18 protein-coding genes are annotated in these 23,118 nt (G+C 65.3%); 5 read left to right on the top strand and 13 right to left on the bottom strand.

What is annotated here, in order from left to right; translation table 11 throughout:
* The 5 genes from ffh to ftsY all read right to left on the bottom strand — a co-directional run bounded on the left by ffh (nucleotide 1) and on the right by ftsY (nucleotide 7,384).
* On the bottom strand, nucleotides 1-1,563 hold the full coding sequence (gene ffh, locus BB28_RS15990; protein ID WP_046254206.1) for a signal recognition particle protein: 1,563 nt from the start codon (nucleotides 1,561-1,563) through the stop codon (nucleotides 1-3).
* Between the two features lie 114 nt (nucleotides 1,564-1,677).
* Nucleotides 1,678-4,056, bottom strand: a complete 2,379-nt coding sequence (locus BB28_RS15995) for a [protein-PII] uridylyltransferase (RefSeq protein WP_046254207.1) — start codon at nucleotides 4,054-4,056, stop codon at nucleotides 1,678-1,680.
* A 19-nt stretch (nucleotides 4,057-4,075) separates the two neighbouring features.
* Nucleotides 4,076-4,414 carry a P-II family nitrogen regulator gene (locus BB28_RS16000; RefSeq protein WP_005056967.1) on the bottom strand — a complete coding sequence of 113 codons (339 nt, stop codon included), beginning with the start codon at nucleotides 4,412-4,414 and terminating at the stop codon, nucleotides 4,076-4,078.
* Nucleotides 4,415-4,419: 5 nt separating this feature from the next.
* Complete coding sequence (locus tag BB28_RS16005) at nucleotides 4,420-5,787, bottom strand: ammonium transporter (protein ID WP_046254208.1); 1,368 nt, start codon at nucleotides 5,785-5,787, stop codon at nucleotides 4,420-4,422.
* Nucleotides 5,788-5,998: 211 nt separating this feature from the next.
* Nucleotides 5,999-7,384: a signal recognition particle-docking protein FtsY gene (gene ftsY / locus BB28_RS16010; RefSeq protein ID WP_075874270.1), complete on the bottom strand. Its 1,386-nt coding sequence runs from the start codon at nucleotides 7,382-7,384 to the stop codon at nucleotides 5,999-6,001.
* A gap of 22 nt (nucleotides 7,385-7,406) precedes the next feature.
* Here ftsY and fni point away from each other — a divergent pair, with 22 nt between their 5' ends.
* The 4 genes from fni (at nucleotide 7,407) to BB28_RS16030 (ending at nucleotide 10,821) form a co-directional block, all read left to right on the top strand.
* On the top strand, nucleotides 7,407-8,375 hold the full coding sequence (gene fni / locus BB28_RS16015; protein ID WP_046254209.1) for a type 2 isopentenyl-diphosphate Delta-isomerase: 969 nt from the start codon (nucleotides 7,407-7,409) through the stop codon (nucleotides 8,373-8,375).
* 74 nt (nucleotides 8,376-8,449) lie between these two features.
* Nucleotides 8,450-8,971: a protein disulfide oxidoreductase gene (locus tag BB28_RS16020; RefSeq protein WP_046254210.1), complete on the top strand. Its 522-nt coding sequence runs from the start codon at nucleotides 8,450-8,452 to the stop codon at nucleotides 8,969-8,971.
* The gene (locus BB28_RS16025; protein WP_191985274.1) at nucleotides 8,920-9,804 is read left to right on the top strand and encodes a cytochrome c biogenesis CcdA family protein; all 885 of its coding nucleotides are present in this window, start codon (nucleotides 8,920-8,922) and stop codon (nucleotides 9,802-9,804) included. The genes BB28_RS16020 and BB28_RS16025 overlap by 52 nt, the downstream gene beginning before the upstream one ends.
* A gap of 180 nt (nucleotides 9,805-9,984) precedes the next feature.
* Complete coding sequence (locus tag BB28_RS16030; RefSeq protein WP_046254211.1) at nucleotides 9,985-10,821, top strand: TIGR03620 family F420-dependent LLM class oxidoreductase; 837 nt, start codon at nucleotides 9,985-9,987, stop codon at nucleotides 10,819-10,821.
* On the opposite strand, the gene smc is transcribed toward BB28_RS16030, so the two are convergent.
* From smc to BB28_RS16045, 3 genes are read right to left on the bottom strand one after another with little or no spacing between them, the layout of a single operon-like run.
* Nucleotides 10,789-14,388, bottom strand: coding sequence for a chromosome segregation protein SMC (smc, locus tag BB28_RS16035; RefSeq protein ID WP_046254212.1), 3,600 nt, complete (start codon nucleotides 14,386-14,388; stop codon nucleotides 10,789-10,791). The genes BB28_RS16030 and smc overlap by 33 nt on opposite strands.
* A 26-nt stretch (nucleotides 14,389-14,414) precedes the next feature.
* On the bottom strand, nucleotides 14,415-14,693 hold the full coding sequence (locus BB28_RS24660; RefSeq protein ID WP_044103997.1) for an acylphosphatase: 279 nt from the start codon (nucleotides 14,691-14,693) through the stop codon (nucleotides 14,415-14,417).
* Entirely contained in the window at nucleotides 14,683-15,087 is a 405-nt protein-coding gene (locus BB28_RS16045) for an OsmC family protein (protein WP_044103998.1), read from the bottom strand. The genes BB28_RS24660 and BB28_RS16045 overlap by 11 nt, the downstream gene beginning before the upstream one ends.
* Between BB28_RS16045 and BB28_RS16050 the strand changes: the two genes are divergently transcribed.
* Entirely contained in the window at nucleotides 15,078-15,521 is a 444-nt protein-coding gene (locus BB28_RS16050; protein ID WP_030094057.1) for a hypothetical protein, read from the top strand. The genes BB28_RS16045 and BB28_RS16050 overlap by 10 nt on opposite strands.
* A gap of 4 nt (nucleotides 15,522-15,525) precedes the next feature.
* On the opposite strand, the gene BB28_RS16055 is transcribed toward BB28_RS16050, so the two are convergent.
* Genes BB28_RS16055 through kdpA form a run of 5 tightly spaced genes read right to left on the bottom strand, consistent with a single transcriptional unit; the run spans nucleotide 15,526 to nucleotide 23,118 of the window.
* Nucleotides 15,526-16,200: a response regulator gene (locus tag BB28_RS16055; protein WP_030094058.1), complete on the bottom strand. Its 675-nt coding sequence runs from the start codon at nucleotides 16,198-16,200 to the stop codon at nucleotides 15,526-15,528.
* Nucleotides 16,197-18,692 (bottom strand): sensor histidine kinase, encoded by a 2,496-nt coding sequence (locus BB28_RS16060; RefSeq protein WP_046254213.1) that lies wholly within the window; start codon nucleotides 18,690-18,692, stop codon nucleotides 16,197-16,199. The genes BB28_RS16055 and BB28_RS16060 overlap by 4 nt, the downstream gene beginning before the upstream one ends.
* Nucleotides 18,693-18,702: 10 nt before the next feature.
* Nucleotides 18,703-19,299 (bottom strand): potassium-transporting ATPase subunit C, encoded by a 597-nt coding sequence (locus BB28_RS16065; RefSeq protein ID WP_046254214.1) that lies wholly within the window; start codon nucleotides 19,297-19,299, stop codon nucleotides 18,703-18,705.
* A gap of 7 nt (nucleotides 19,300-19,306) precedes the next feature.
* The gene (gene kdpB, locus BB28_RS16070) at nucleotides 19,307-21,400 is read right to left on the bottom strand and encodes a potassium-transporting ATPase subunit KdpB (RefSeq protein ID WP_081252280.1); all 2,094 of its coding nucleotides are present in this window, start codon (nucleotides 21,398-21,400) and stop codon (nucleotides 19,307-19,309) included.
* Nucleotides 21,400-23,118, bottom strand: a complete 1,719-nt coding sequence (gene kdpA / locus BB28_RS16075; RefSeq protein WP_046254216.1) for a potassium-transporting ATPase subunit KdpA — start codon at nucleotides 23,116-23,118, stop codon at nucleotides 21,400-21,402. Before kdpA ends, kdpB begins: the two co-directional genes overlap by 1 nt.

Raw genomic sequence — 23,118 nt, forward strand, 5'->3', positions numbered from 1 at the left:
TCAGTTCTTGGGGAACTTCAGCTTCGAGATGTCGATATCGGCCAGACCGGGAGGCAGCTCGCCGAGCCCCTCTGGCATCCCGGAAAGATCTGGGAATCCGGCCGGCATACCCGGCGGCATACCGGGGAATCCGCCCCGGATCTTCGGCTGCGTCGGGCCCCGCGAGCCCTTCTTGCCCTTCTTGGTGTTCTTACCGCCCTTGCGATTGCTCTTGCGGTTGATGGCGCCCATACCCATACGGCCCGCCATCGACGACATCATCTTGCGTGCCTCGAAGAAACGGTCCACCAGCTGGTTGACCTCCGAGACCGTCACGCCCGAACCGTTGGCGATCCGCAGCCGCCGGGACGCGTTGATGATCTTCGGGTCGCTTCGTTCGGCAGGGGTCATACCGCGAATGATGGCCTGCACCCGGTCGAGTTGTTTGTCATCGACGGCGGCCAGCGCGTCCTTCATCTGGCCGGCACCCGGCAGCATGCCCAACAGGTTGCCGATGGGCCCCATCTTGCGGATCGCGAGCATCTGCTCCAGGAAGTCCTCGAGCGTGAGTTCTCCGGAGGTGATCTTCTCGGCCGCAGCCAAAGACTGTTCGGCGTCGAAATGCTGTTCGGCCTGTTCGATGAGGGACAGCAGGTCACCCATGCCCAGGATGCGGCTCGCCATCCGGTCCGGGTGGAAGACATCGAAGTCCTCAAGCTTCTCGCCGGTCGACGCGAACAGGATCGGGGTGCCGGTGATCTCGCGTACCGAGAGTGCGGCACCACCACGGGCGTCACCGTCGAGCTTGGTCAGGACGACACCGGTGAATCCGACACCCGCACGGAAGGCTTCAGCGGTACTCACTGCGTCCTGACCGATCATGGCGTCGAGGACGAACAGCACCTCGTCGGGATCGACGGCTTCGCGGATCCGGGCGGCCTGGTCCATCAGCTCGGCGTCGATACCGAGACGGCCGGCGGTGTCGACGAGCACCACATCGAAGTGTTGAGCCTTGGCATGGGCCAGGCCGTCTCGGGCCACCGCAACCGGGTCGCCGACCAGCGAGCCGACCTCCAGGCCGCCGGTCGAGGTGCCCGGATGCGGGGCGAAGACGGAAACCCCGGCGCGTTCACCAACCACCTGAAGCTGGTTCACCGCACCTGGGCGCTGCAGGTCGCAGGCCACCAGAAGCGGGGTATGGCCTTGTCCTTTAAGCCATTTGGCCAGCTTGCCGGCGAGGGTCGTCTTACCGGCACCTTGCAGACCGGCAAGCATGATCACGGTCGGCGGAGTCTTGGCGAACGCCAGCTGACGGGTTTCCCCACCCAGAATGCCGATGAGCTCTTCGTTGACGATCTTGACGACCTGCTGCGCCGGGTTCAGCGCACCGGAAACCTCGGCACCCTTGGCACGTTCCTTGATGCGCCCGATGAAGGTACGCACCACGGGCAGCGCGACATCGGCTTCCAGCAGCGCCAGCCGGATGGTCCGGCAGGTCGCGTCGATATCGGCGTCGGACAGACGTCCCTTACCCCGTAGGCCAGCAAGGGCGTCGGTCAACCGGTCAGACAGCGATTCAAACACGTCGACCAGCCTAGCTGGCGAGGATATCGACGCTGTAGCACCGCCGACACGCCGCATGGCGGCGGTTTCGTATCGCACGTGTCCGCCATGAGACGACGTGTCGGCGATGGGTGACTAGCTGGCGGCCTTCTTCGGCTCGGGTGCGGCCGCAGGCAACACCGAGGCGATGGCTGCCTCCAACACTGCCTGCTCAGGACCGGTGCTGAGGCAGAAGGTGTCGACCACCGAAGATCCGAGGGTGTTGACCCTGGCCCATGCGATGTCCACGCCGTGTCGCTCCAAGGTCGCGGTGATGCGCGCCAGCAGCCCTGGGGCGTCGGAGGTACGGATCTCCACAATCTGCTGGTCGAGATTCCCGGCGGGCTCGAACCAGCGGATGCGCGGTGGCGCCGGCACGTAATTGGTGGGAACCGCGGGTGTCGCATCCCCAACGAGGCCGGTTGAGAACTGCGCGGACTCGCGTTCGCGCTCATCGAGCGTGGCGATGATGTCGGTATCGCCGTCGATAGCGGAGATCAGCTGCTGGCGCAGCAGCCCCGCCGCCGGAGGCGAACCGAACCGCGGCGACACCTCGAAGGTGTTAATAGCTGAGCCGGCGTGGCTGGCCACCGAGGCCGAGAACACCCGCAACGAATTCAGCGACAGCACCCCGGCGGCCTTGTAGAGCAGCCCGCGCTGATCGGGCGCGATCATGCTCACGGTGTACATGTGTGGCGACCCCGCAGGAACCAGGCGCACCTGAACCCCACCGTCGGCCGCCAGCGAAAGCAGTTCCGGATCAATGGGATCGGGTTCGGGCAGCGGTTCACCACGCATCACCATCCGGCATTTGCGCACCAACTCCCCGATCAGCGACGCCTTCCAGTCGCCCCACACCCCTGGACCGGTGGCCAGCGAGTCCGCCTCGGCAAGCTGCTGCAACAGCTCCAGCAGCAGCAGATCGCCCCCGAGTGTATTGACCACGGTGTCAATGGTTTCCGGGTCGCCAAGATCGCGCCGAGTGGCGGTGTTGGGCAGCAGCAGGTGATAACGCACGATCCTGGACAGCAAGTCCACATCGGACGGCCACAGCCCCAGCCGGGTACCGATCTGCACGGCCAGATCCGCCCCGACAACGCTGTGATCACCGCCGCGCCCCTTGCCGATGTCGTGCACCAGTGCACCGAGAACCAGCAGATCAGGGCGAGGGACCCTGGTGGTGAAGGCGCTCGCCTGCGCGACCGTTTCGACAAGATGCCTGTCGACCGTCCAGATATGCACGATGTCGCGTGGCGGCAGATCCCGCACAGGCCCCCATTCAGGGAAGAGCCTGCCCCACAACCCTGTTCGGTCCAGCGCCTCGATGGTGGCGACCGCGTGCGGACCGGCCTCCAGGAGCACCAACAAATCCTTCAGCGCCTCCCGTGGCCACGGCGCACGAAGCTCCGGTGCCGATTCGGCAAGACGACTCAACGTGGACGAGGAGATCGGCAGTCCGGTGGTCGCCGATGCCGCCGCCACCCGCAGGATCAGCGACGGGTCGCGCTCGGGACGAGCATCGCGGGCCAGCACCACCTCCCCGGCATGCTCCACCACACCCTCGTCTAGCGGACGCCGAACCGTGCGCCGCAGGGCCGAAATGCCCCGTCGAGGAATCGAATTACTGGCTGTCCGCAGCCCTACATCTACCGAGTAGCTGATGGTGCGGGCGGCGTCGGACAGCATTCTGGCCAGATCGAACCGATCGCCGATACGCAGCGCCGCGCCGATCTCGTCAGCGAACTGAGCCAGCAGTTGATCGCGCTCCCGTCCGGCGACCCGATGCAGTTCGGTGCGCACATCCAGGATGACCGAGTGCGCACCGTCGAACGACTTCGCCAGCCCGCTATCGGTGAGCTGGGCGATGGCCAGCGCCCGAAGTAGCTGAACATCGCGCAGACCGCCACGGCCTGACTTCAGATCAGGTTCGGCCCGGTGGGCGATCTCGCCGCTGCGCCGCCAACGTGCCTGCGTGTACTCGATCAACTCGTCGAGTCGTGTCCGGATCTGCGAACGCCATTGCTGGCGTACGCCCCCGATCATCAGGCTGGACAACTGCGCGTCCCCGGCGATATGCCTGGCATCGAGCAGCGCCAATGCCGCCGACATCTCCTGTCCGGCGACGTGCAGGGTGTCGGCCACCGTGCGGACACTGTGGTCGAGCCGAATATTGGCGTCCCACAACGGGTACCACAGGCCGTCCGCGACCTCACTGAGAGTCTCCGTCGAGATGTTCTCGTCGTGCAGCAGCACCAGATCCAAATCCGAGTGCGGCAGCATCTCGCGGCGGCCGAGTCCACCGAGTGCCACGATGGCGAATCCACTGGAGTCGGTGATGCCGACCTCAGCGGCCTTGGTTGTCAGCCAAAGCTCATTGAGGTCGGTCATCGCCTCGCGAATCGCGCCGGCATTCAGCCGGCCGCTATCACCGAGCAGCTGCGCCCTGGCGGCCACGAGGTCCGTTGCGGCGCCCATGTGATTACCGTCCTAAGTGTTAGAGGGCATCGGCGCCCCGCTCGCCGGTGCGCACCCGCACCACCGAGTCAACGGGGCTCACCCAGACCTTGCCGTCGCCGATCTTGCCGGTGCGTGCGGCGGTCACAATGACCTCCACCACCTTGTCGACAGCGCTGTCGTCTACCACTACCTCGACACGAACCTTCGGCACGAAGTCCACCGAGTACTCAGCACCGCGGTACACCTCGGTGTGGCCCTTCTGCCGGCCGTAGCCCTGCACCTCGCTGACCGTCATGCCGAGGATGCCCGCCTGCTCCAGGCCAGTCTTGACATCTTCCAGCGTGAACGGTTTGACGATCGCGGTGACCAGCTTCATGTCCCTCATTCCTCCCTGCCGCTGCTGTGGCGGCCGATGACCGAACCACTTCCCAGTGCGACAAAGTCGTATGCACCTTCAGCGTGTTGGGATTCGTCGGCTCCCGCCGCCTCTCCCTCGTCGCTGATGCGCAGGCCAATGGTGTACTTCACGATGAATGCAACGATAGCGGTGCCTATTGCCGAATAGAGCAGAACCGCCCCGGCGCCAAGGGCTTGGCGCCACAACTGTTCTAGTCCGCCGCCGTAGAACAGACCGGCCACGGCCGCACCGGTCTCGGGCGCGGCGAACAAACCGATGAGCAACGTGCCGACGATTCCACCGACCAAGTGCACACCGACAACATCCAACGAGTCATCGAATCCTAGCTTGTACTTCAGGCCGACGGCGAGCGCGCACAGGATGCCGGCGATGACGCCAATGGCAAGGGCGCCAGCCACATTCACCGAAGAGCAGGACGGTGTGATGGCCACCAGGCCCGCCACGATTCCCGACGCCGCACCCAGCGAGGTGGCATGCCCGTCCCGAATGCGCTCGGTGAGCAACCAGCCCAGCATCGCCGCGGCGGTGGCCACGGTGGTGGTCACAAAAGTCGAGCCAGCCAAACCATTGGAGCTCGTCGCCGAACCGGCGTTGAACCCATACCAGCCGAACCACAGCAGACCGGCGCCGAGCATGACGAACGGCAGGTTGTGCGGTCGCATCGGCGTGCCCGGCCAGCCCTTGCGCTTACCGAGTATCAGCGCCAGCACCAGGCCGGCGGTACCGGCATTGATATGCACCGCGGTACCACCGGCGAAGTCAATTGCCTTGAGCTGGTTGGCAATCCATCCACCCTTCTCGGCGGCCGCGCCATCGAATGCGAAAACCCAGTGAGCGACCGGGAAGTACACGATCGTGACCCACAGACCCGCGAACAACAGCCAGGATCCGAACTTCAACCGATCGGCCACCGCACCGGAAATCAGGGCAACCGTGATGATGGCGAACATCAACTGAAAGGCCACAAACACCGTCGCGGGGATAGTTCCTACCAGCGGGATGTTGACGACCTCGGCCGCCTCGATCCCATTAGCCGGATCGGCGATCACAGCCTCGGCAGCATTACCACCGATGAGGCCCTTGAGTCCGAAGAACTGCGCCGGGTTACCGAACAGCCCCGAGACATCGTTGCCGAAAGCCAGCGAGTACCCATAGAGCACCCAGAGCACCGTCACCAGGCCCATCGCACTGATGCTCATCATGATCATGTTGAGCACGTTCTTCGCGCGGACCATGCCGCCGTAGAAGAAGGCCAGGCCGGGTGTCATCAATAACACCAGCGCGGCGCTGGCCAGCATCCACGCAGTGTCTCCGGTATTCGGGACACCCATTATCGGGAAACCATCCACTAGCGGCATTCCTCTCGGGGATCTTGAAGCTTGAACTCTGCCCATGCAGAGTGCGCAGCGGATGTTTCCGAGAGAGCGCGCGTGTGTTTCGCGTCTGTTACCGGTTCCCGACACTCACGCCGAGTGCGAGTGTGACGCGAAAATCGGGCCCGGAAACCGCGTGAGACTCGCGCTCAGCGGCCAAACCCCGGTACTACCCCAACAGCGCGTCGACGAAGGCCGGGGGCTCGAATGGGGCCAGATCGTCGGGGCCCTCCCCCAGGCCAACCAGCTTCACCGGCACGCCAAGTTCACGCTGCACGTGAAAAACAATGCCGCCCTTGGCCGTTCCGTCGAGTTTGGTGAGCGCCACCCCGGTGATGTCTACCACGTCAGCGAACACCCGGGCCTGCGCTAAGCCGTTCTGCCCAATCGTGGAGTCGAGAACCAGCAGCACCTCATCGACCTCGGCACGCCGTTCCACGACGCGTTTGATCTTGCCCAGCTCATCCATGAGTCCGGTCTTTGTGTGCAGTCGTCCGGCGGTATCGATCACCACCACATCGGCACCTTCGCGGATCCCGGCGTCGACGGCGTCGAAGGCGACCGAGGCGGGATCGGCCCCCTCGGCACCCCGCACCACCTGAGCACCCACCCGCTGCCCCCAGGCCTGCAACTGGTCGGCCGCTGCGGCACGGAAGGTATCCGCGGCCCCGAGCACCACCCGGCGTCCGTCGGCGACCAGCACCCGGGCCAGCTTGCCGACGGTGGTGGTCTTGCCCGTGCCGTTCACCCCGACGATGAGCAGCACCGAGGGTTTGTCGTTGTGCGGCAGCGCCTTGATCGACCGGTCGAGGTCGGGCTGCAACTCATCGATGAGCACCTCGCGCAGCAGAGTCCGCGCCTGTGCCTCGGTGCGTACGCTGCGCGCGGCCATCTCGCTGCGCAGTCTGTCCACGATCGACGTGGTAACCGCGGTGCCCAAGTCGGCGATCAGCAGGGTGTCCTCGACCTCCTCCCACGATTCCTCGTCGAGGTCACCCGCCCCCAGCAGGCCCAGCAGGCCCCGGCCCACAGCATTCTGCGAACTGGCCAGCCGTCCCCGCAATCGATCGAGGCGTCCTGCCACCGGCGCGATCTCATCGAGCACTGGCGCGGGGTCGGGCTCTGGTTCCGGTTCGGCCTCAGCTGCGGGCTCGGGTTCGGGAGTAGGTTCCGGTTCCGGCTCCGTGACCGGCTCGGGCAGCGGTTCCGGTTCAGCTGCGGGTTCAGGCAGCTGGACATTGGAGATGGTGCGCCGCGGCGCGTCCCGCGGAACTTCGGCGTCATCACCCACACTGGGCACGGGAGTTGTCTGCGCTCCGCCCTCACTGAAGGTGATGGTGGACCCGGCGCTGTATCCGCCGGAACGGTCGGCCGGTGTGGCACCCTCGGTGATCCCCGCGTTTGTGTCGGAACGTGTCAGGCTGATACGACGGGAGCGGTAACGCACCAGTCCGAAAACCAATGCGGCAAAAACCACGACGGCGACGATCGCAATGGCGATCCACACTTCAAAAGGCACCAGGGCATTGTTACAGGAACGCAAGAAGCGCCACATTGACGCCTGCCTGAGCGATCCAGTGCAGTACGTCACCCGAACCACGGGACTGGAACGACTCGACCTGCCGTATATGGCGTTGCCCAATTCCAGCCTCGCCGGGGTTGACCTGTCCACCGAGTTTCTGGGCAAGCGATTGGCCGCTCCCGTCCTCATCGGAGCGATGACCGGCGGCGCGAAACTTTCGGCCACCATCAATCGCAACCTCGCGGCTGCCGCCCAAGAGCTGGGCATCGGCATGATGCTGGGTTCGCAACGGGTGATGCTGGTCGACCCTGACAGCGCCGCGACGTTCGCGGTGCGCGAGGTAGCACCCGACATCCTCCTGATCGGCAACATCGGGCTGGCACAGCTCGGCAACACCGCGGCCGCCGCGCAGCTCAACGACCTGGTACAGCGGGTGGGGGCGGACGCGCTGGCGGTGCACACCAATCCGCTGCAGGAGGCCGTGCAGCCCGACGGCGACACCGATTTCACCGGCCAGGTGTATCGGCTCGCCGAGCTGACTCACGCGGTCGAGTTTCCGGTGCTCCTCAAGGAGGTCGGCCATGGCATCAGTGGCGCCGCAGCACGCCGCCTCAGCGGATGCCGTCTTGCGGCCATTGATGTCGCCGGCGCGGGCGGCACGTCCTGGGCCCGGGTGGAACAGTTCGTCAGGTTCGGCGCCATCACCTCCCCCGAGCTCGCCGAATGGGGTATCCCGACAGCCGATGCGCTCGTCGAGGTGCATGCCGAGCTGCCGCACCTGCCTCTCGTCGGCTCGGGCGGCATACGCACCGGGATGGACGCTGCCAAGGCGATCGCGCTGGGCGCGAGCGTCGTGTCTGTCGCGCTCCCTCTCTTGGCACCGGCGGTGCAATCGCCGCAGGCAGTGATCGCCTGGCTCGAACAATTCCTCGACGAGCTGCGCATCGCCATGCACTGCGCCGATGTCAACACGATCGCCCAGCTGCGGCGAGTTTCACTGCGTCCCCGCTCAAGCCCCCGCTAAACAGGCCAGACCCGTCATACACTGCGGGAGTCACACCGTGTTGGCTGTGTTTTGGGTCCCAGGAGGTTCTTGGCATGAATATCCAATTCGGGGGACGTAATAAGTTTCGGGCCGTGGCGCGGACCCTGGCGGTCGCCGTCGCAGTGTTGTTGATATCGGCCGGCATCGTGCGGGCGCCCGTGGCGCGAGCCGACTCCCTGCTCGATTTCACCGGCACCACCGTCTCGGGCGCGCCCTTCAACGGTGCCAGCCTCAAGGGCAAGCCGGTCGTGCTGTGGTTCTGGGCCGCCTATTGCCCATTCTGCAACGGCGAGGGACCGCATGTGAGCGCGGTATCGGCGGCTAATCCCCGCGTCACCTTCGTCGGCATCTCCGGCCGCGGTTCGGTGGGAGAAATGGAGGGATTCATTTCCCGCTACAACCTTCACTTCACCAACCTCAACGACGCCGACGGTTCGTTGTGGCGGCAGTTCGGTGTGCCCTGGCAGCCGGCCTACCTGTTCATCAACTCCAACGGGACCTCGGACTTTGTGAACAACCCGACATCGTCGATGTCCGAACAGGAGCTCAGCGACCGGGTGAAGGCACTGACCTGACCTCACTCGCCTTCACAGCCGGGCTGATCGCCGCGCTCAACCCGTGCGGATTCGCGTTACTGCCGGTCTATCTCGCCCTCGTGGTACGCGGACCCGGTGCCGACATCGGGAAGTCGCGCGCGTTGGCTCGCGCGGTCATCGCCACCGTGGTGATGGCGGCCGGGTTCGTCGCGGTCTTCACCGTTTTCGGGTTGTTGACGGTGTCGGTGGCGTCCGTGGTGCAGCGATATCTGCCGTTTGTGACGGTGGTCTTCGGAATCGGCCTGGTGATCCTCGGCCTGTGGCTGTTGTCCGGCCGCGACATCATCGCGCTTATGCCCAAGGTGCTGGATGCGAACGCCCCCACCACCCGGCTGGGCTCCATGTTCGGCTACGGCGTGGGATACGCGGTGGCCTCGTTGTCCTGCACCATCGGCCCCTTCCTGGCAGTCACCAGTACCACCTTTGAAAGCGGCTCCCTGTTCGACGGTGTCATGGTCTATCTGGCATACGCCTCCGGTATCACCCTCGTGGTGGGCACGCTGGCGGTGTCCACCGCGTTGGCAAGCACGGTGCTGCTGAACGCCATGCGGCGCGCATTGCCCTATCTGAATCGGATCAGCGGCGCCATCCTTCTGGTGGTCGGCGCCTACGTGGGCTATTACGGCAGCTACGAGGTCAGGCTGTTCCACGCCAACGGCAACCCCGACGACCCGATCATCAACGCGGCCGGGAAGATTCAGCGCACAATCTCAGGCTGGGTGTATCTGCACGGTGCCTGGCCGTGGTTGTTCATCCTCGGGCTGGTGGCGGTCGGCGCGGCCATTTGGTGGCGTAATACTGCGAAGGAATAGCTCACCGGGCGTAGCATCATATGCATGACTAGCAATGAGACCGTCGCGCCCGAGACCTCTTCGAGCTGCGACAACCCGAACTGCACCTGCACCAACTGTCAGTGTGGGGCCAACTGCTCCTGCGGCTCCGATAAGTAGCCGCAGGGAATACTCAAGGCGCACGCGTGCGTTCGCCGTGAGGTGACCACACCGGAGTTCGCCCCGTACGGATTCTTCACTCACTACGCGACGGTCGATGCCGACCTGCTGCGGGCGGTCGAGAATCTTGGCTTTGATACCGCGTGGCTGGGCGGCTCGCCTCCCGCCGATTTACCGTGGGTAGATCCACTGCTCTCCGCCACCGAGCGGATCCGGATCGTGACCGCGATCGTGAACATCTGGTCGGCGCCCGCCCGGGAAACCGGCCAATCGTGGCAGCGCATCCAGGCCGCTCATCCCGGGCGGTTCATTCTGGGCATTGGCGCTGGCCACCCGGAAATTGATAGCGGCGTTGCCTACAAGCCGTACACCGGTCTCGTCGACTACCTCAATGTTCTCGACGAAGTCGGTGTTCCCAAGGAAGGCCGGGCGCTCGCCGCGCTGGCCGAGAAGTCGCTCAAACTCGCCGCGGACCGCTCCGCGCTGGCTCACCCATATCTCACAACGCCATCGCATACCCGTTGGGCGCGTGAGCTTCTGGGGCCCGGCGCGATCATCGTGCCGGAACAGAAGGTGGTACTGACCACCGATGCCGATGAGGCCCGCGCCCTCGGCCGCCAGGCCCTGGACATGTACCTCGGCCTGACCAACTATCTGACCATGCTGGAGCGTTTCGCGGGCAGCAAGGAAGACCTGGTCAAACCCGGGAGCGACAAGCTGGTGGATGCCCTCATCGCTTACGGCACCCCCGAACAGATCGCGGCCCGGCTCCAGGAACATCGGGACGCCGGCGCCACCCAGGTGGCCATCCAGGTACTGGGCGACCCCGCCAAACGTGCTGAGACGCTAGGTGTTTTGGCTCGCGAGCTGGGTCTCTAGGCCGCGCATGCGCTGCGAGACCACCTGCGTGATGCCGTCATCACGCATGCTGACGCCGTAGAGCGCGTCCGCGACCTCCATCGTCGGCTTCTGGTGAGTGATCACGATGAGCTGCGACTTCTCACGCAGCTGCTCGAACAGGCCGATCAGGCGCTGCAGGTTGACGTCGTCGAGCGCGGCTTCGACCTCGTCCATCACATAGAAGGGCGAGGGCCGCGCGCGGAAGATCGCCACCAGCATGGCGACCGCGGTCAGCGACTTCTCACCACCGGAGAGCAGTGACAGGCGCTTGACCTTCTTACCCGGGGGGCGCGCCTCCACTTCGATACCGGTGGTGAGCATGTCATTGGGGTCGGTGAGCACCAACCGGCCTTCACCGCCGGGGAACAACGACGAGAACACGCCCTTGAACTCGTGCTCCACATCGGCGTACGCCTCGGTGAAGACCTGCAGAATGCGCGCGTCGACGTCGGCGACGACGTCGAGTAGATCCTTGCGGGCCGCCTTGACATCCTCGAGCTGTGTGGACAGGAAGTTGTAACGCTCCTCCAGGGCCGCGAACTCTTCCAGAGCAAGAGGATTCACCTTGCCAAGCTCGCGTAGATCCTTCTCCGCACGCTTGGCGCGGCGCTCCTGAGTGTCCCGATCGAACGGCATGGGCTGCGGCGCGTTCACCTGCTCACCGCGCTCGCGGGCCTGCTCGTATTCGTCTAGTTCCTGCTGCGAGGGCGGCAACTCGACATGCGGACCGTACTCAGCGATGAGGTCGTCGGCGGCCATACCGAACTGTTCGAGAACCTGCTCAGAGAGCTGCTCGATACGCAGGGCCGCTTGGGCCTTGGCAACTTCATCGCGATGCAGCGCATCGGTCAGACGCGCCAGGCCTTGCGTATGTTCGCGGACCTCGTCGCGCACCGCACCCATCGCGGCGGTGTGCTGCGCGCGGGTCGCGCCGAGCAAGTCCCGACGCGCGGACGCCGCGGCGACCACGTGTTCGAGGCGAGCCGCAACCAACCGTCCCGACTCGGCCACCGCGGCCGCGACCGCGGCCGCCCGCATCCGGCTGGCCGCCGCCCGCTCGGCCCGCACACGCGCCTCACGCTCGGCCGTCGCGGCACGGCGCAACGAATCAGATTTACCGCGAACGGAATTCACCCGCTCCTCGGAGGTACGTACCGCCAGGCGCGCCTCGATCTCAACCGAACGCGCCTCTTCCAGTTCGATGGCCATGTCGTCGCGGTCAATCGGCTCGTCATCGAACAGGTTGGGCGCCTCTTCGGCATTGCGCAACCGCGACTCGACCTCGGCCAGCTCCTCCATCGTCTTGGCGCGGCCCAGTTCGAGCTGATCACGTTGCAGGGTGAGCTTTTTCACCTCATCGGAGGCAACACGCACGTCTTGACCGACCCGGCCCAGCTGCTCATACACCGCGGAGATGGCCGCATCGGATTCATTGAGAGCGGCCAGGGCCTGCTCGGCAGTGTCCTGACGGGCGGTCTGCTCCGCCAGCGCGCCGGCCAACGCGGCGGAAATCTCGCCCACCTGAGTCTCGGTGGACCGCAGCTCTTCCCCCGCAGCCTCGATGGCGGCCTGGACCTCCAGCGTGCTCTGCTTCTTGTCGGAGCCGCCGGCAACCCATCCGGCGCCCACCCGGTCGCCGTCGATGGTCACAGCCCGCAGCAATGGGTTGGCCAGCACCACTTCGATGGCGGCGCCCAGCTCATCGACGACCACCACCGAGGCCAGCATTGCCGACACCGCCGTGGCCAGCCGCTCGGGCGCCTCCACCAGATCGGCCGCCCAGTGTGCCCCGGACGGCAGAGCGATCGCCGGACGTGTGTGCGTGTGTGCGGGCCAGTCGCCGAACACAATCGCTGCTCGTCCGCCGTCGGAGGCCTTCAGTGCGGCCACCGCCGCCTGCGCCGCAGCGGGATTCTCGGCGGCCACCGCGTCCGCGGCCGGGCCCATCGCGGTCGCGATGGCACCCTGATAACCGGGTCGCACCTTGACCAGCTGCGCGATAGATCCGAAAATTCCTGCACCACTGCAATTCTCGGCGAGCCAGGCCGAGCCGTCCTTGCGTTCCAGGCCAATGGCCAGCGCGTCGATACGCGCCTTGAGCGAGGCGATCTGCCGTTCGGCCTGCCGTTCGGCCGACTGCAGCTCTGCCACGCGTTCATTGGCGATCGACAACGCCGAGACCGAGCGCTCGTGGTGCTCGTCCAGTCCGACCTCGCCCTGGTCCAGCTCGGCCACCCGCGCCTTGACCGTGTCGAACTCGGTCTGTGCGACCTCGCCGCGCACCGTCGCCTCCCCGATCGCATCGGTGAGTCGCTGCGCCTGACCGTCAATCGATTCCAGTCGCGTACGCATCGTGTCGACCTGACCGGTAAGCCGGGCCAGGCCCTCACGGCGGTCCGCCTCGGCAGCGACAGCGGCCAGGTGTTGGCGCTGCGCCTGCGCGACGGCAGCCTCCTTGGCCGACAACTCGGCCTTCGCGGTGGTCAGCTGCTCGGTGACCGTTTCCAGCTGCGCGATCAGCAGTCGTTCCTGCTCGGCCACGCGCTCCGCCTGGGCCTCCAGCTCTTCAGGATCCGGGCCGGTCGGCGCAGTGACGACTTCATCGAGGTGGCTGGCCCGCTCGCCCGCGATCCGGACCGTGGCGCTGACCCGTTCGGCGAGCGCCGAGAGCCGGAACCAGGTCTGTTGCGCCAGCTCGGCCTGCGGCATGAGTTCGCTCAACGCCGTCTCGTGCTCGGTCAGCAGGGCGGTGGCCACGTCGAGCTTCTCGCTGATCTCCGCGTGTTGCTTGCGCAGCGCCGTCTCGGCATCGTTGGTTCCGTCGAAGTCCGCCCGGCGAGTCACCAGGTCATCGGCGGCCAGACGCAGACGTGCATCGCGCAGATCGGCCTGCACTGTGGCGGCGCGGCGCGCGACTTCCGCTTGGCGGCCAAGGGGTTTGAGTTGACGACGTAACTCGGTGGTGAGGTCGGTGAGCCGGGCCAAGTTGGCGGCCATCGACTCAAGCTTCCGAACCGCCTTTTCCTTGCGCTTACGGTGCTTGAGCACACCGGCCGCTTCCTCGATGAAGGCGCGACGATCCTCCGGTCGCGATTCCAGGATCTGCGACAGGCGCCCCTGCCCAACGATGACGTGCATTTCCCGGCCGATGCCCGAGTCGGACAGCAGCTCCTGGACGTCCATCAGCCGGCAGCTCTGGCCGTTGATCTCGTACTCACCGGCGCCGTCCCGGAACATCCGACGGGTGATCGACACCTCGGAGTATTCGATCGGCAGCGCATGGTCAGAGTTGTCGATCGTCAGGGTCACTTCGGCACGGCCCAACGGTGCGCGGGTCGACGTCCCCGCGAAAATGACGTCTTCCATCTTGCCGCCGCGCAGGGCCTTGGCGCCCTGTTCGCCCATCACCCAGGACAGGGCATCCACAACATTGGACTTACCCGAACCATTAGGGCCGACGACGCAGGTGATACCCGGCTCCAGACGCAGAGTCGTCGGCGAAGCAAAGGACTTGAAGCCCTTCAGCGTCAGACTCTTGAGGTGCACAGCGGGCCAGAATACCGGTCTTGGCGCTAACGCTCGCTAAACCCGGAAACAGGCTCGCCGGGCTGCTGCCAGCTATCCACCACAAGATCTACGCGACCTGGCGTTTCACCGCTGTTCAACTTGGCAAGCAGCTGTTCACACTCGGCCTTGTCCCCTTGCGCGACGACGTGTACCCGGCCGTCGCGTGCGTTCGCGGCATATCCGGTCAGGCCGAGTTCAAGGGCGCGGGATCGCACCCACCAGCGGAACCCGACTCCCTGGACATGTCCGTGCACCCAGGCGTCAAGGCGGACCTCAGGACTCAATACTGAAGTTCACCTCGGCTCCGGCTTTCAAGGTGCGCCCCACCGTGCAGACCTGGTCGACGGCACGTTCCACGACGGTCAGTACCCGCGCGCGTTCCTCGGGTGTGAGCGCGCTGAGATCGATGACCATCTTCTCGTCGAGCACCGGGTAGCGCTCCTGCTCCCGATCGGCCGGGCCGCTGACGTCGATGCGCACCTGGTAGTCCTCGCCCAGGCGGCGGGCCAGGGGCTGGTCGCTGGACATCCCGCTACAGGCCGCAAGCGCGATCTTGAGCAGCTCACCGGGGGTGAACACCCCGTCGACAGTCTCTGATCCGATCAGCACTTCGGCACCCCGGGAGCTATGTCCCGTGTAGCGCCGATTGCCCGTACGCTCTACCCATAATGACGTCACGCCCGCAATGCTATGTAATCGCCGCCATCACGGCCGCGATGGCTTTCTGCGCCTCATTTTTCTCGGCGCCAACTGCCGCGGCGGAACCCATAGTCGCGCTAGAGTCACTCTTGCTGCGTCCGTACAGCGAGGTACGGGCGCAGTTGTTGTCTGGTTCGTGGGCGCCTCGCATCGAGGAGCTGGTGTACATCCCGCCCGGCGATCCCAAGATCGTGCCGACGTCCGCCATGCGGCAGACCTTCACGGTGGTCGATACCTGCTTCACCAAACGGATCACTCCGATGGGTATCTATCTTCTGCTGGCCTCACCGGAAACCGTTGAGAAGGTCGGTGCCGACAATTTCCGGGCCACCTACGGTCAGTTGGTGCCCAAGTACCGTCCGGGTTGCGATCCCGACGTTCAACAGATCGATCTGGGCCGCCCACCCTTCTGACCTGTCACTCCTGGAAGCGGTACCCCATCCCCGCCTCGGTGAGCAGGTGTTTCGGATGCGCCGGATCGATCTCCAGTTTGCGTCGTAGCTGCGCCAGATACACACGTAGATAATGAGTTTCGGAGCTGTACGCCGGGCCCCAGACCTCGTGGAGCAGCTCCTTTTGCCCGACAAGTTTTCCGCGGTTACGCACCAGCACCGCCAGCATCGACCATTCGGTAGGCGTCAGATGCACTTCCCTGCCATCGCGAATCACCTTGTGCGACGAAAGATCCACGTCGAATGTTTCGGTGCGGACCACCGGCTCGGCACTGTCCGGTGTGCCGCGGCGCACCGCCGCCCGCAGACGGGCCAGGAATTCGTCCATGCCAAAAGGTTTGGTCACATAGTCGTCGGCACCCGCATCGAGTGCCTCCACCTTGTCTGCCGAGTCGGTACGTGCCGAAAGCACGATCACCGGAACCTCGGTCCAGCCGCGCAGCCCGGCGAGCACCTCGGTGCCATCCATATCCGGCAACCCGAGATCCAGAATGACCACCTCGGGCTGGGTCTCGGCGGCCGCGCGCAGAGCACCCGCCCCCGAGGAGGCCGTCACCACCTCATAGCCACGCGCCGACAGATTGATCCGCAAGGCGCGCAGGATCTGCGGTTCGTCGTCAACCACCAGCACCCGTGTCATCGCAGCACTCCGACACTCGGTAGGTCAACGATCATGGTCAGACCGCCGCCTGCCGTATCGGTCGCGTTCACCGTGCCCTCCATCGCTTCCACGAAACCCCTCACCACCGAAAGTCCCAGCCCCACACCCACTGTGTTGTCACGATCGCCGAGCCGCTGGAACGCATCGAAGGCGGCACCGCGTTTGGACGCCTCCAGCCCTTTCCCGTGGTCGGCGACGATCACCAGCGTGCGGTCCTCTACCTCCTCGTAGCTGACCAGCACCTCTGCCTGTGAGTATCGCAGCGCATTGTCGACAAGGTTGGCCAATACACGTTCCAGCAGGCCCGGGTCTGCCCGAACCACCGCACCGTTCAGGTCCAGATGTACCCGTTTGCGATCGTTCTCGGTGGCACCCAGAAGGGCTCGATGGGCGATTTCCTCGACGTACACCGGCACCGCACGGGGTTTGACGACCCCCGCCGCCAGCCGCGACGAGTCCAGCAGATTGCCCACCAGCGCCGTCAGTTGATCGGTCGACTCCTCCACGGTGGCAAGTAGTTCGGCGGTGTCCTCCGGCGAGAACTCGATGTCCGGACTGCGCAGGCTCGACACGGCGGCCTTGACCGCGGCGAGCGGCGTACGCAAGTCATGGCTCACCGCAGACAACAGTGCCCGCCGCAACCGGTCGGCCTCGGCAAGGGCAGAGGCCTGCGACGCTTCTTCGGCCAGCCGCGCCGAACGAACCAAACCGACCGCCGTTCCGGCGACCACCTGCAGCACCCGCGCGTCGGCGGAGGGCACCGGCGGCCCATTGAGCGCCAATGCGTACGCGCCATCGTCGACCCGGAACACCGAGTCGGCTTCGGACTCCCGTGTGGGCGGGTGCTCCCCGACACTCGCCACGGCCGGTCCCTCCGCGCACAGCAGACTCACCGCGGTCTGGTTGTAGGTGGTGCGTACCCGCTCTAGAAGGGCCGAGAGATCCGAATTCACCAGGACGCCACCGGCGAAGAGCGCCAGCAGCTCGGCTTCACGCGCGGCCCGCCGAGCCTGCCGAGCGCGCGTGGCGGCCGCGTCGACGAGCGCCGCGACCGCGACGGCGGTCACCATGATCATCAGGATGGTCAGTGCGTTGTCGGTCTCGCCGATGGTGAAGCTGTAGCGCGGAGAAACGAACAGATAGTTGAGTAGCAGCCCGGAGATGACGGCCGACACCAGCGCGGTCGACACACCGCCGAGCAATGAAACGGCCAGCACGGCAATGAGAAACAACGCGCTTTTGCTGCCGACCCCGAGCGCGGAGTCGAAGAAATGAATGAACAACGCGGTGGCCGGCGGCACCAGGATCGCCGCCAGCCAGTTGATGATCAGGCGCTTGCGTCCCTCCTGCGGCATGGACCCACTGCGCAGCCTCACCGGCCCGGCGTGCCCATGCGTCACCATGTGCACGTCGATGGCACCCGAGTCTCGGATGACCGCCGCGGCCACCCCTTCGTCGAAGATCCTGGCCCATCGCGAACGCCGTGAGGTACCCAACACCAACTGGGTGGCGTTGACACCGCGGGCGAAGTCGAGCAGCGTTTGCGGTACATCGTCTCCGGTGACGGTCTGCACCGAGGCCCCAATATCGTTGGCCAGTCGGCGTACCCGCGCCATGACCGCCGTCGATGCCCCGACCAGTCCGTCGCCCCGCACCACGTGGACTACCAGGAGTTCGGCGCTCGACTTGGCGGCGATACGGCTTGCCCGCCGCACCAGGGTCTCCGATTCAGGACCGCCCGTGACCGCGACGACTACGCGCTCACGTGCCTCCCAGGTCTTGGTGATCCTGTTATCCGAACGGTATTTGGCAAGCGCGGCGTCCACCTGATCGGCGAGCCACAGCAGCGCCAGCTCACGCAGCGCCGTCAGATTGCCTGTCCGGAAGTAGTTACTCAGCGCCGATCCCACCTTTTCCGGCGCATAAACATTGCCGTGAACCATCCTGCGCCGCAATGCCTCCGGCGTGATGTCCACGAGCTCAACCTGCTCGGCACGTCGCACCACAGCATCGGGGACGGTCTCGCGCTGCACGATTCCGGTGATCTGTTCGACAACGTCGTTCAGGCTTTCCAGGTGCTGCACGTTGATGGTGGTCAGCACATCGATCCCGGCGTCCAGGATCTCGTCGATATCCTGCCAGCGCTTCGGATTCCGGCTACCCGGCGCATTGGTGTGCGCCATCTCGTCGATGAGTACCAGCGCCGGCTTGCGGGCCAGCACCGCATCGACATCCAGCTCGTGCATGAGCGTGCCGCGGTAGGTCGTCTCCTTGGGCGGAATGAGCTCTAAGCCGTCGAGCATCTCCGCGGTCTTGGAGCGACCATGCGTTTCTACCGTTGCCGCGACCACATCGGTGCCACGTCCGGCCCGGCGGTGTGCCTCGTTGAGCATGGCGTAGGTCTTTCCTACACCGGGTGCGGCCCCCAGGTAGATCCGCAAAGTCCCGCGTGCGCGAAGACCGTCAGGCACCGTCTCTCCTTCATCGGCAGGGTGGGCCGGTCAGGCCCAGTGCCACGTTCAGTGTGGGGACGTTGACGCGCGGCTCTCCCAGAATGCCCCATTGCCGGGAAGACGTGTGTGCTTGTACCAACTCCGCGAGCCGCGCCGCGCCCACGCCGGTGGCTGCAGCCACCCGCGGTATCTGCAGCGCCGCATACTCCGGGCTGATATCGGGGTCCAGACTCGAACCGGAACCGGTCACTGCGTCGGCGGGAATCCGTGCGGGATCAACGCTCTCGCGCCGGGCGATGGCGGCTCGGCGAGTATCGATATCCGTCTTCAGCTTCTCACTGTTCGGTCCCTGGTTGGAAGGCACTCCGGCGGCGGGATCGCCACTGGCCCGAGTGTGGAAGTAGGGGTCCGGGCCGGAGGCTTGTGGGTCTACCCCGATGAGTGCGGATCCGACGACACAGCCGTTACGGTCCGTAAGGGGTGAGCCCTCCGCGGATCTGGAATCGATGCGACCGAATAGCCACACTGCGGCCGGGTACGCGACACCGAGTACCACGGTGAGCGACAGCAGCACGACCAGGCCTGCCACACACTGCCGCAGCCACGCGATGGAGATCTTCGTCATTACCAACTCACCCAATTCCCGGTATGAAACGCACAACCAGATCGATCAGCCAGATCCCCACGAACGGAACGATCACGCCGCCAAGCCCGTAGATCAACAGATTTCGCCGCAACAACTCCCCCGCGCCCACCGGCCGGTAACGAACACCCTTGAGCGCCAACGGCACCAGCGCGATGATCACCAGGGCGTTGAAGATGACGGCAGAGAGGATCGCCGACTGCGGAGTGGCCAGTCGCATGATGTTGAGCTCACCCAGCTGCGGGTAGATGCCGCTGAACAACGCGGGCAGGATCGCGAAGTACTTCGCGAGGTCATTGGCCAGCGAGAAAGTGGTCAGCGCGCCCCGGGTGATCAGCAACTGCTTGCCGATGGCCACCACGTCGATGAGCTTGGTGGGATCGGAGTCCAGGTCCACCATGTTCCCGGCTTCCTTGGCGGCCGAAGTCCCGGTGTTCATGGCCACACCCACGTCCGCCTGCGCCAGCGCCGGGGCGTCGTTGGTGCCGTCACCGGTCATCGCGACGAGCCGCCCGGCCTTCTGCTCCCGGCGCAGCAGCTCCAGCTTGTCCTCCGGGGTGGCCTCCGCGACGTAGTCGTCCACACCGGCCTCGGCGGCGATCTGCTTGGCGGTCAACGGGTTATCACCGGTCACCATGACGGTGCGTATTCCCATGGCTCGCATCTGGGCGAAGCGTTCGGCCATGCCGGGTTTGACGACGTCGGAGAGCCGAATCACGCCCAGCAGCCGAGTCTCGGTGCCGTCATAATCGGCCACCACCAACGGGGTGCCGCCCTCGCTGGCCACCTGATCTGCGACCTTGCGGACCGCGACCACCGCAGGGTCATCCTCCTGAACACCGGATAGGCTTGCCACCCAGGTGAACACCGCATCGGCGGCGCCCTTGCGGATCTGCTTGCCGTCGGTGGTATCCAAACCGCTCATCCGGGTGGCCGCGGTGAAGGCCACAAACTCGCCCTCTTGCGAGCCCTCATCGCTTACTTTCCCCGTGGGTTCGCTCCCACCGGCGGCCAGTTCCACAATGCTGCGACCCTCGGGGGTCTCGTCGGCAAGGCTCGAGGCCCGCGCGGCCTGGGCGAGGGCTTCGTGCGTGATGCCTTGCGCCACAATGAATTCGGTGGCTTGCCGGTTACCGAAGGTGATAGTGCCGGTCTTGTCCATCAGCAGGACGTCGATATCACCGGCCGCCTCGACCGCGCGCCCCGACTTGGCCAGCACGTTGTGCTGCACCAGCCGATCCATGCCCGCGATACCGATCGCCGACATCAGGGCGCCGATGGTGGTAGGGATCAAACAGACGAGCAATGCGATGAGCTTGATCGGATCCTGTTGCTCTCCGCCGTAATTGCCCATCGGACCAAGCGCGACGACCGCCAGCAGGAAGATGATGGTGAGCGAGGCCAACAGGATGTTGAGCGCGATCTCGTTAGGTGTCTTCTGACGCGCGGCGCCCTCTACGAGGGCGATCATCCGATCGACGAAGGACTCGCCGGGTGCCGCCGTGATCTGTACGACGATCCGGTCCGACAGCACGGTGGTACCTCCGGTGACGGCGCACCGGTCACCGCCGGATTCGCGGACCACAGGCGCTGATTCACCGGTGATGGCCGACTCGTCTACCGTTGCGATGCCCTCCACTACGTCACCGTCGCCCGGAATCACCTGTCCGGCTTCGACGACCACACGGTCGCCCGGACGCAGCGAACTGCCGGCTACCTCTTCCTCGGTCTCCGTGCCGTCAACGCTATCGTCGGCACGCACCAACTTGCGGGCCACGGTGTCACGCTTGACCTCTCGCAGGCTCGCCGCCTGCGCCTTTCCGCGTCCCTCGGCGACAGCCTCGGCGAGGTTAGCGAACACCACGGTGAACCATAACCAGGCGGTGATGGCCCACGCGAAGATCGACGGATGCAGCGCGGCGAGCACGGTGGTGGCCACCGATCCGACGGTCACCACGAACATCACCGGGTTGCGGGCCATATGCCGCGGATCCAGCTTGCGCACCGCAAGCGGAAGCGCCTTGACCAACTGGGTGGGGTCGAAGACTCCGGTACCGACTGTGCTCTTACTGGTCTTGGACACTATAGGACAGCCTCGGCGATCGGTCCCAGCGCCAGGGCCGGGAAGAAGGTGAGTGCGGCCACCAAAAGAACGGTGCCGGTATGCAATCCGGCGAACATGGGGCCGTGGGTGTGCAGAGTTCCGGCTGACACCGGTGTCTTCTGCTGAGTGGCAAGCGATCCGGCCAGCGCCAGCGTGAAGATGATGGGCAGGAAGCGGCCCAACAACATCGCCACGCCAAGGGATGCCTGGAACCAGTGGCTGGTCACCGTGAGACCACCAAAGGCGCTGCCGTTGTTGTTGGCGGCCGAGGCGTAGGCGTACAACACCTCAGAGAACCCGTGGATGGACTGCGCGCTGCCCGGATCTCCGCTGTTGCCTTGATATCCGGGAGTCGTGGACAGAGCCACCGAGATGCCTGTGCCGATAAGTACGAGGGCCGGCATGACCAGCACGGACAGCGCCGCCATGGTGATCTCGCGTCGTCCGATCTTCTTGCCCAGGAATTTCGGTGTGCGGCCCACCAGCAGCCCACCGACGAACACCGCGATGATGGCCAGCACCAGAATCCCGTAGAGGCCGGTGCCGACACCGCCCGGCGCGATCTCGCCGAACAGCATGTTCAAGATCAGTGCTCCCCCGCCGGCGGCGGTGAAGCTGTCATGGGCGGCATCTACGGCGCCCGTGGAGGTTCCGGTAGTCGCCACCGCGAACAAGCTGGTCGCGGGAATGCCGAACCTGACCTCCTTGCCTTCCATCATGGCACCGGCCGCCTGCGCGGCGATGCCGCGCGGAGTCGACTCCGCCCAGGTGACAAATGCCAGCATGCCGCCGAAAAGGGTGGCCATTACGGACAGGACGGTCAGGCCCTGGCGCTTGTCGCCCACCATCGTCGAGTAGGTGCGGGTCAGGCACACCGGGACGATGAGGATGGCGAGGATCTCGACGATGTTGGTCAGCGGCGTCGGGTTCTCGAAGGGGTGCGCCGAGTTCGCGGCCAGAATGCCGCCGCCGTTGGTTCCGACTTCCTTGATGGCCTCCTGCGAGGCGACCGGGGCAAGCGCGATGTGTTGCGCTGTGCCGTCGAGCGCTGTCGCCTCGAAATGCGTGTATAGCGACTGAATGGTGCCCTGGGACAACAAGATCAGTGCGACCACAAATGAGATTGGCAGCAGGATCCGCAGGCTTCCCCGCACCAGGTCAACCCAGAAATTGCCGAGTTCTCCCCCGGCCGTGGTTCGCACGATGCCGCGAATCAGTGCCACCGCGACTGCCAGCCCGACAGCCGCGGAGACAAAGTTCTGCACGGCCAGTCCAACCATCTGGGTCAGGTTGGTCATGGTGGTCTCGGGTGTGTACGACTGCCAGTTGGTGTTCGTCACGAAGGAGACCGCGGTGTTGAAGGCCACCGCAGGGCTCACCGCGCCCAGGTCGCCAGAAAGCGGTAACACACCCTGGATACGTTGCAGCAGATAGAGGAAGAGCACACTCGCGAACGAAAATCCCAGCAGCGACAGGGTGTATCCCACCCATGTCTGCTCGGTCTCCGGATCCACCCGGCCCACGCGGTAGATCACGCGCTCGACAAGCGAATGCTTGACGGTTGATGGGCCGCTCGCGCGCAGAGAATGCGGGCCCGTGAAAACGCGCGCCATGTAGTCCCCCAAGGGGACGTACGCGATAGCGAGCACCAGAATGACGAAGCCGATCTGAAGACCGGCCGCCAGAGCGGAATTCAC

It is taken from the genome of Mycobacteroides chelonae CCUG 47445 (assembly GCF_001632805.1).
In the GTDB taxonomy this organism is placed as follows: domain Bacteria; phylum Actinomycetota; class Actinomycetes; order Mycobacteriales; family Mycobacteriaceae; genus Mycobacterium; species Mycobacterium chelonae.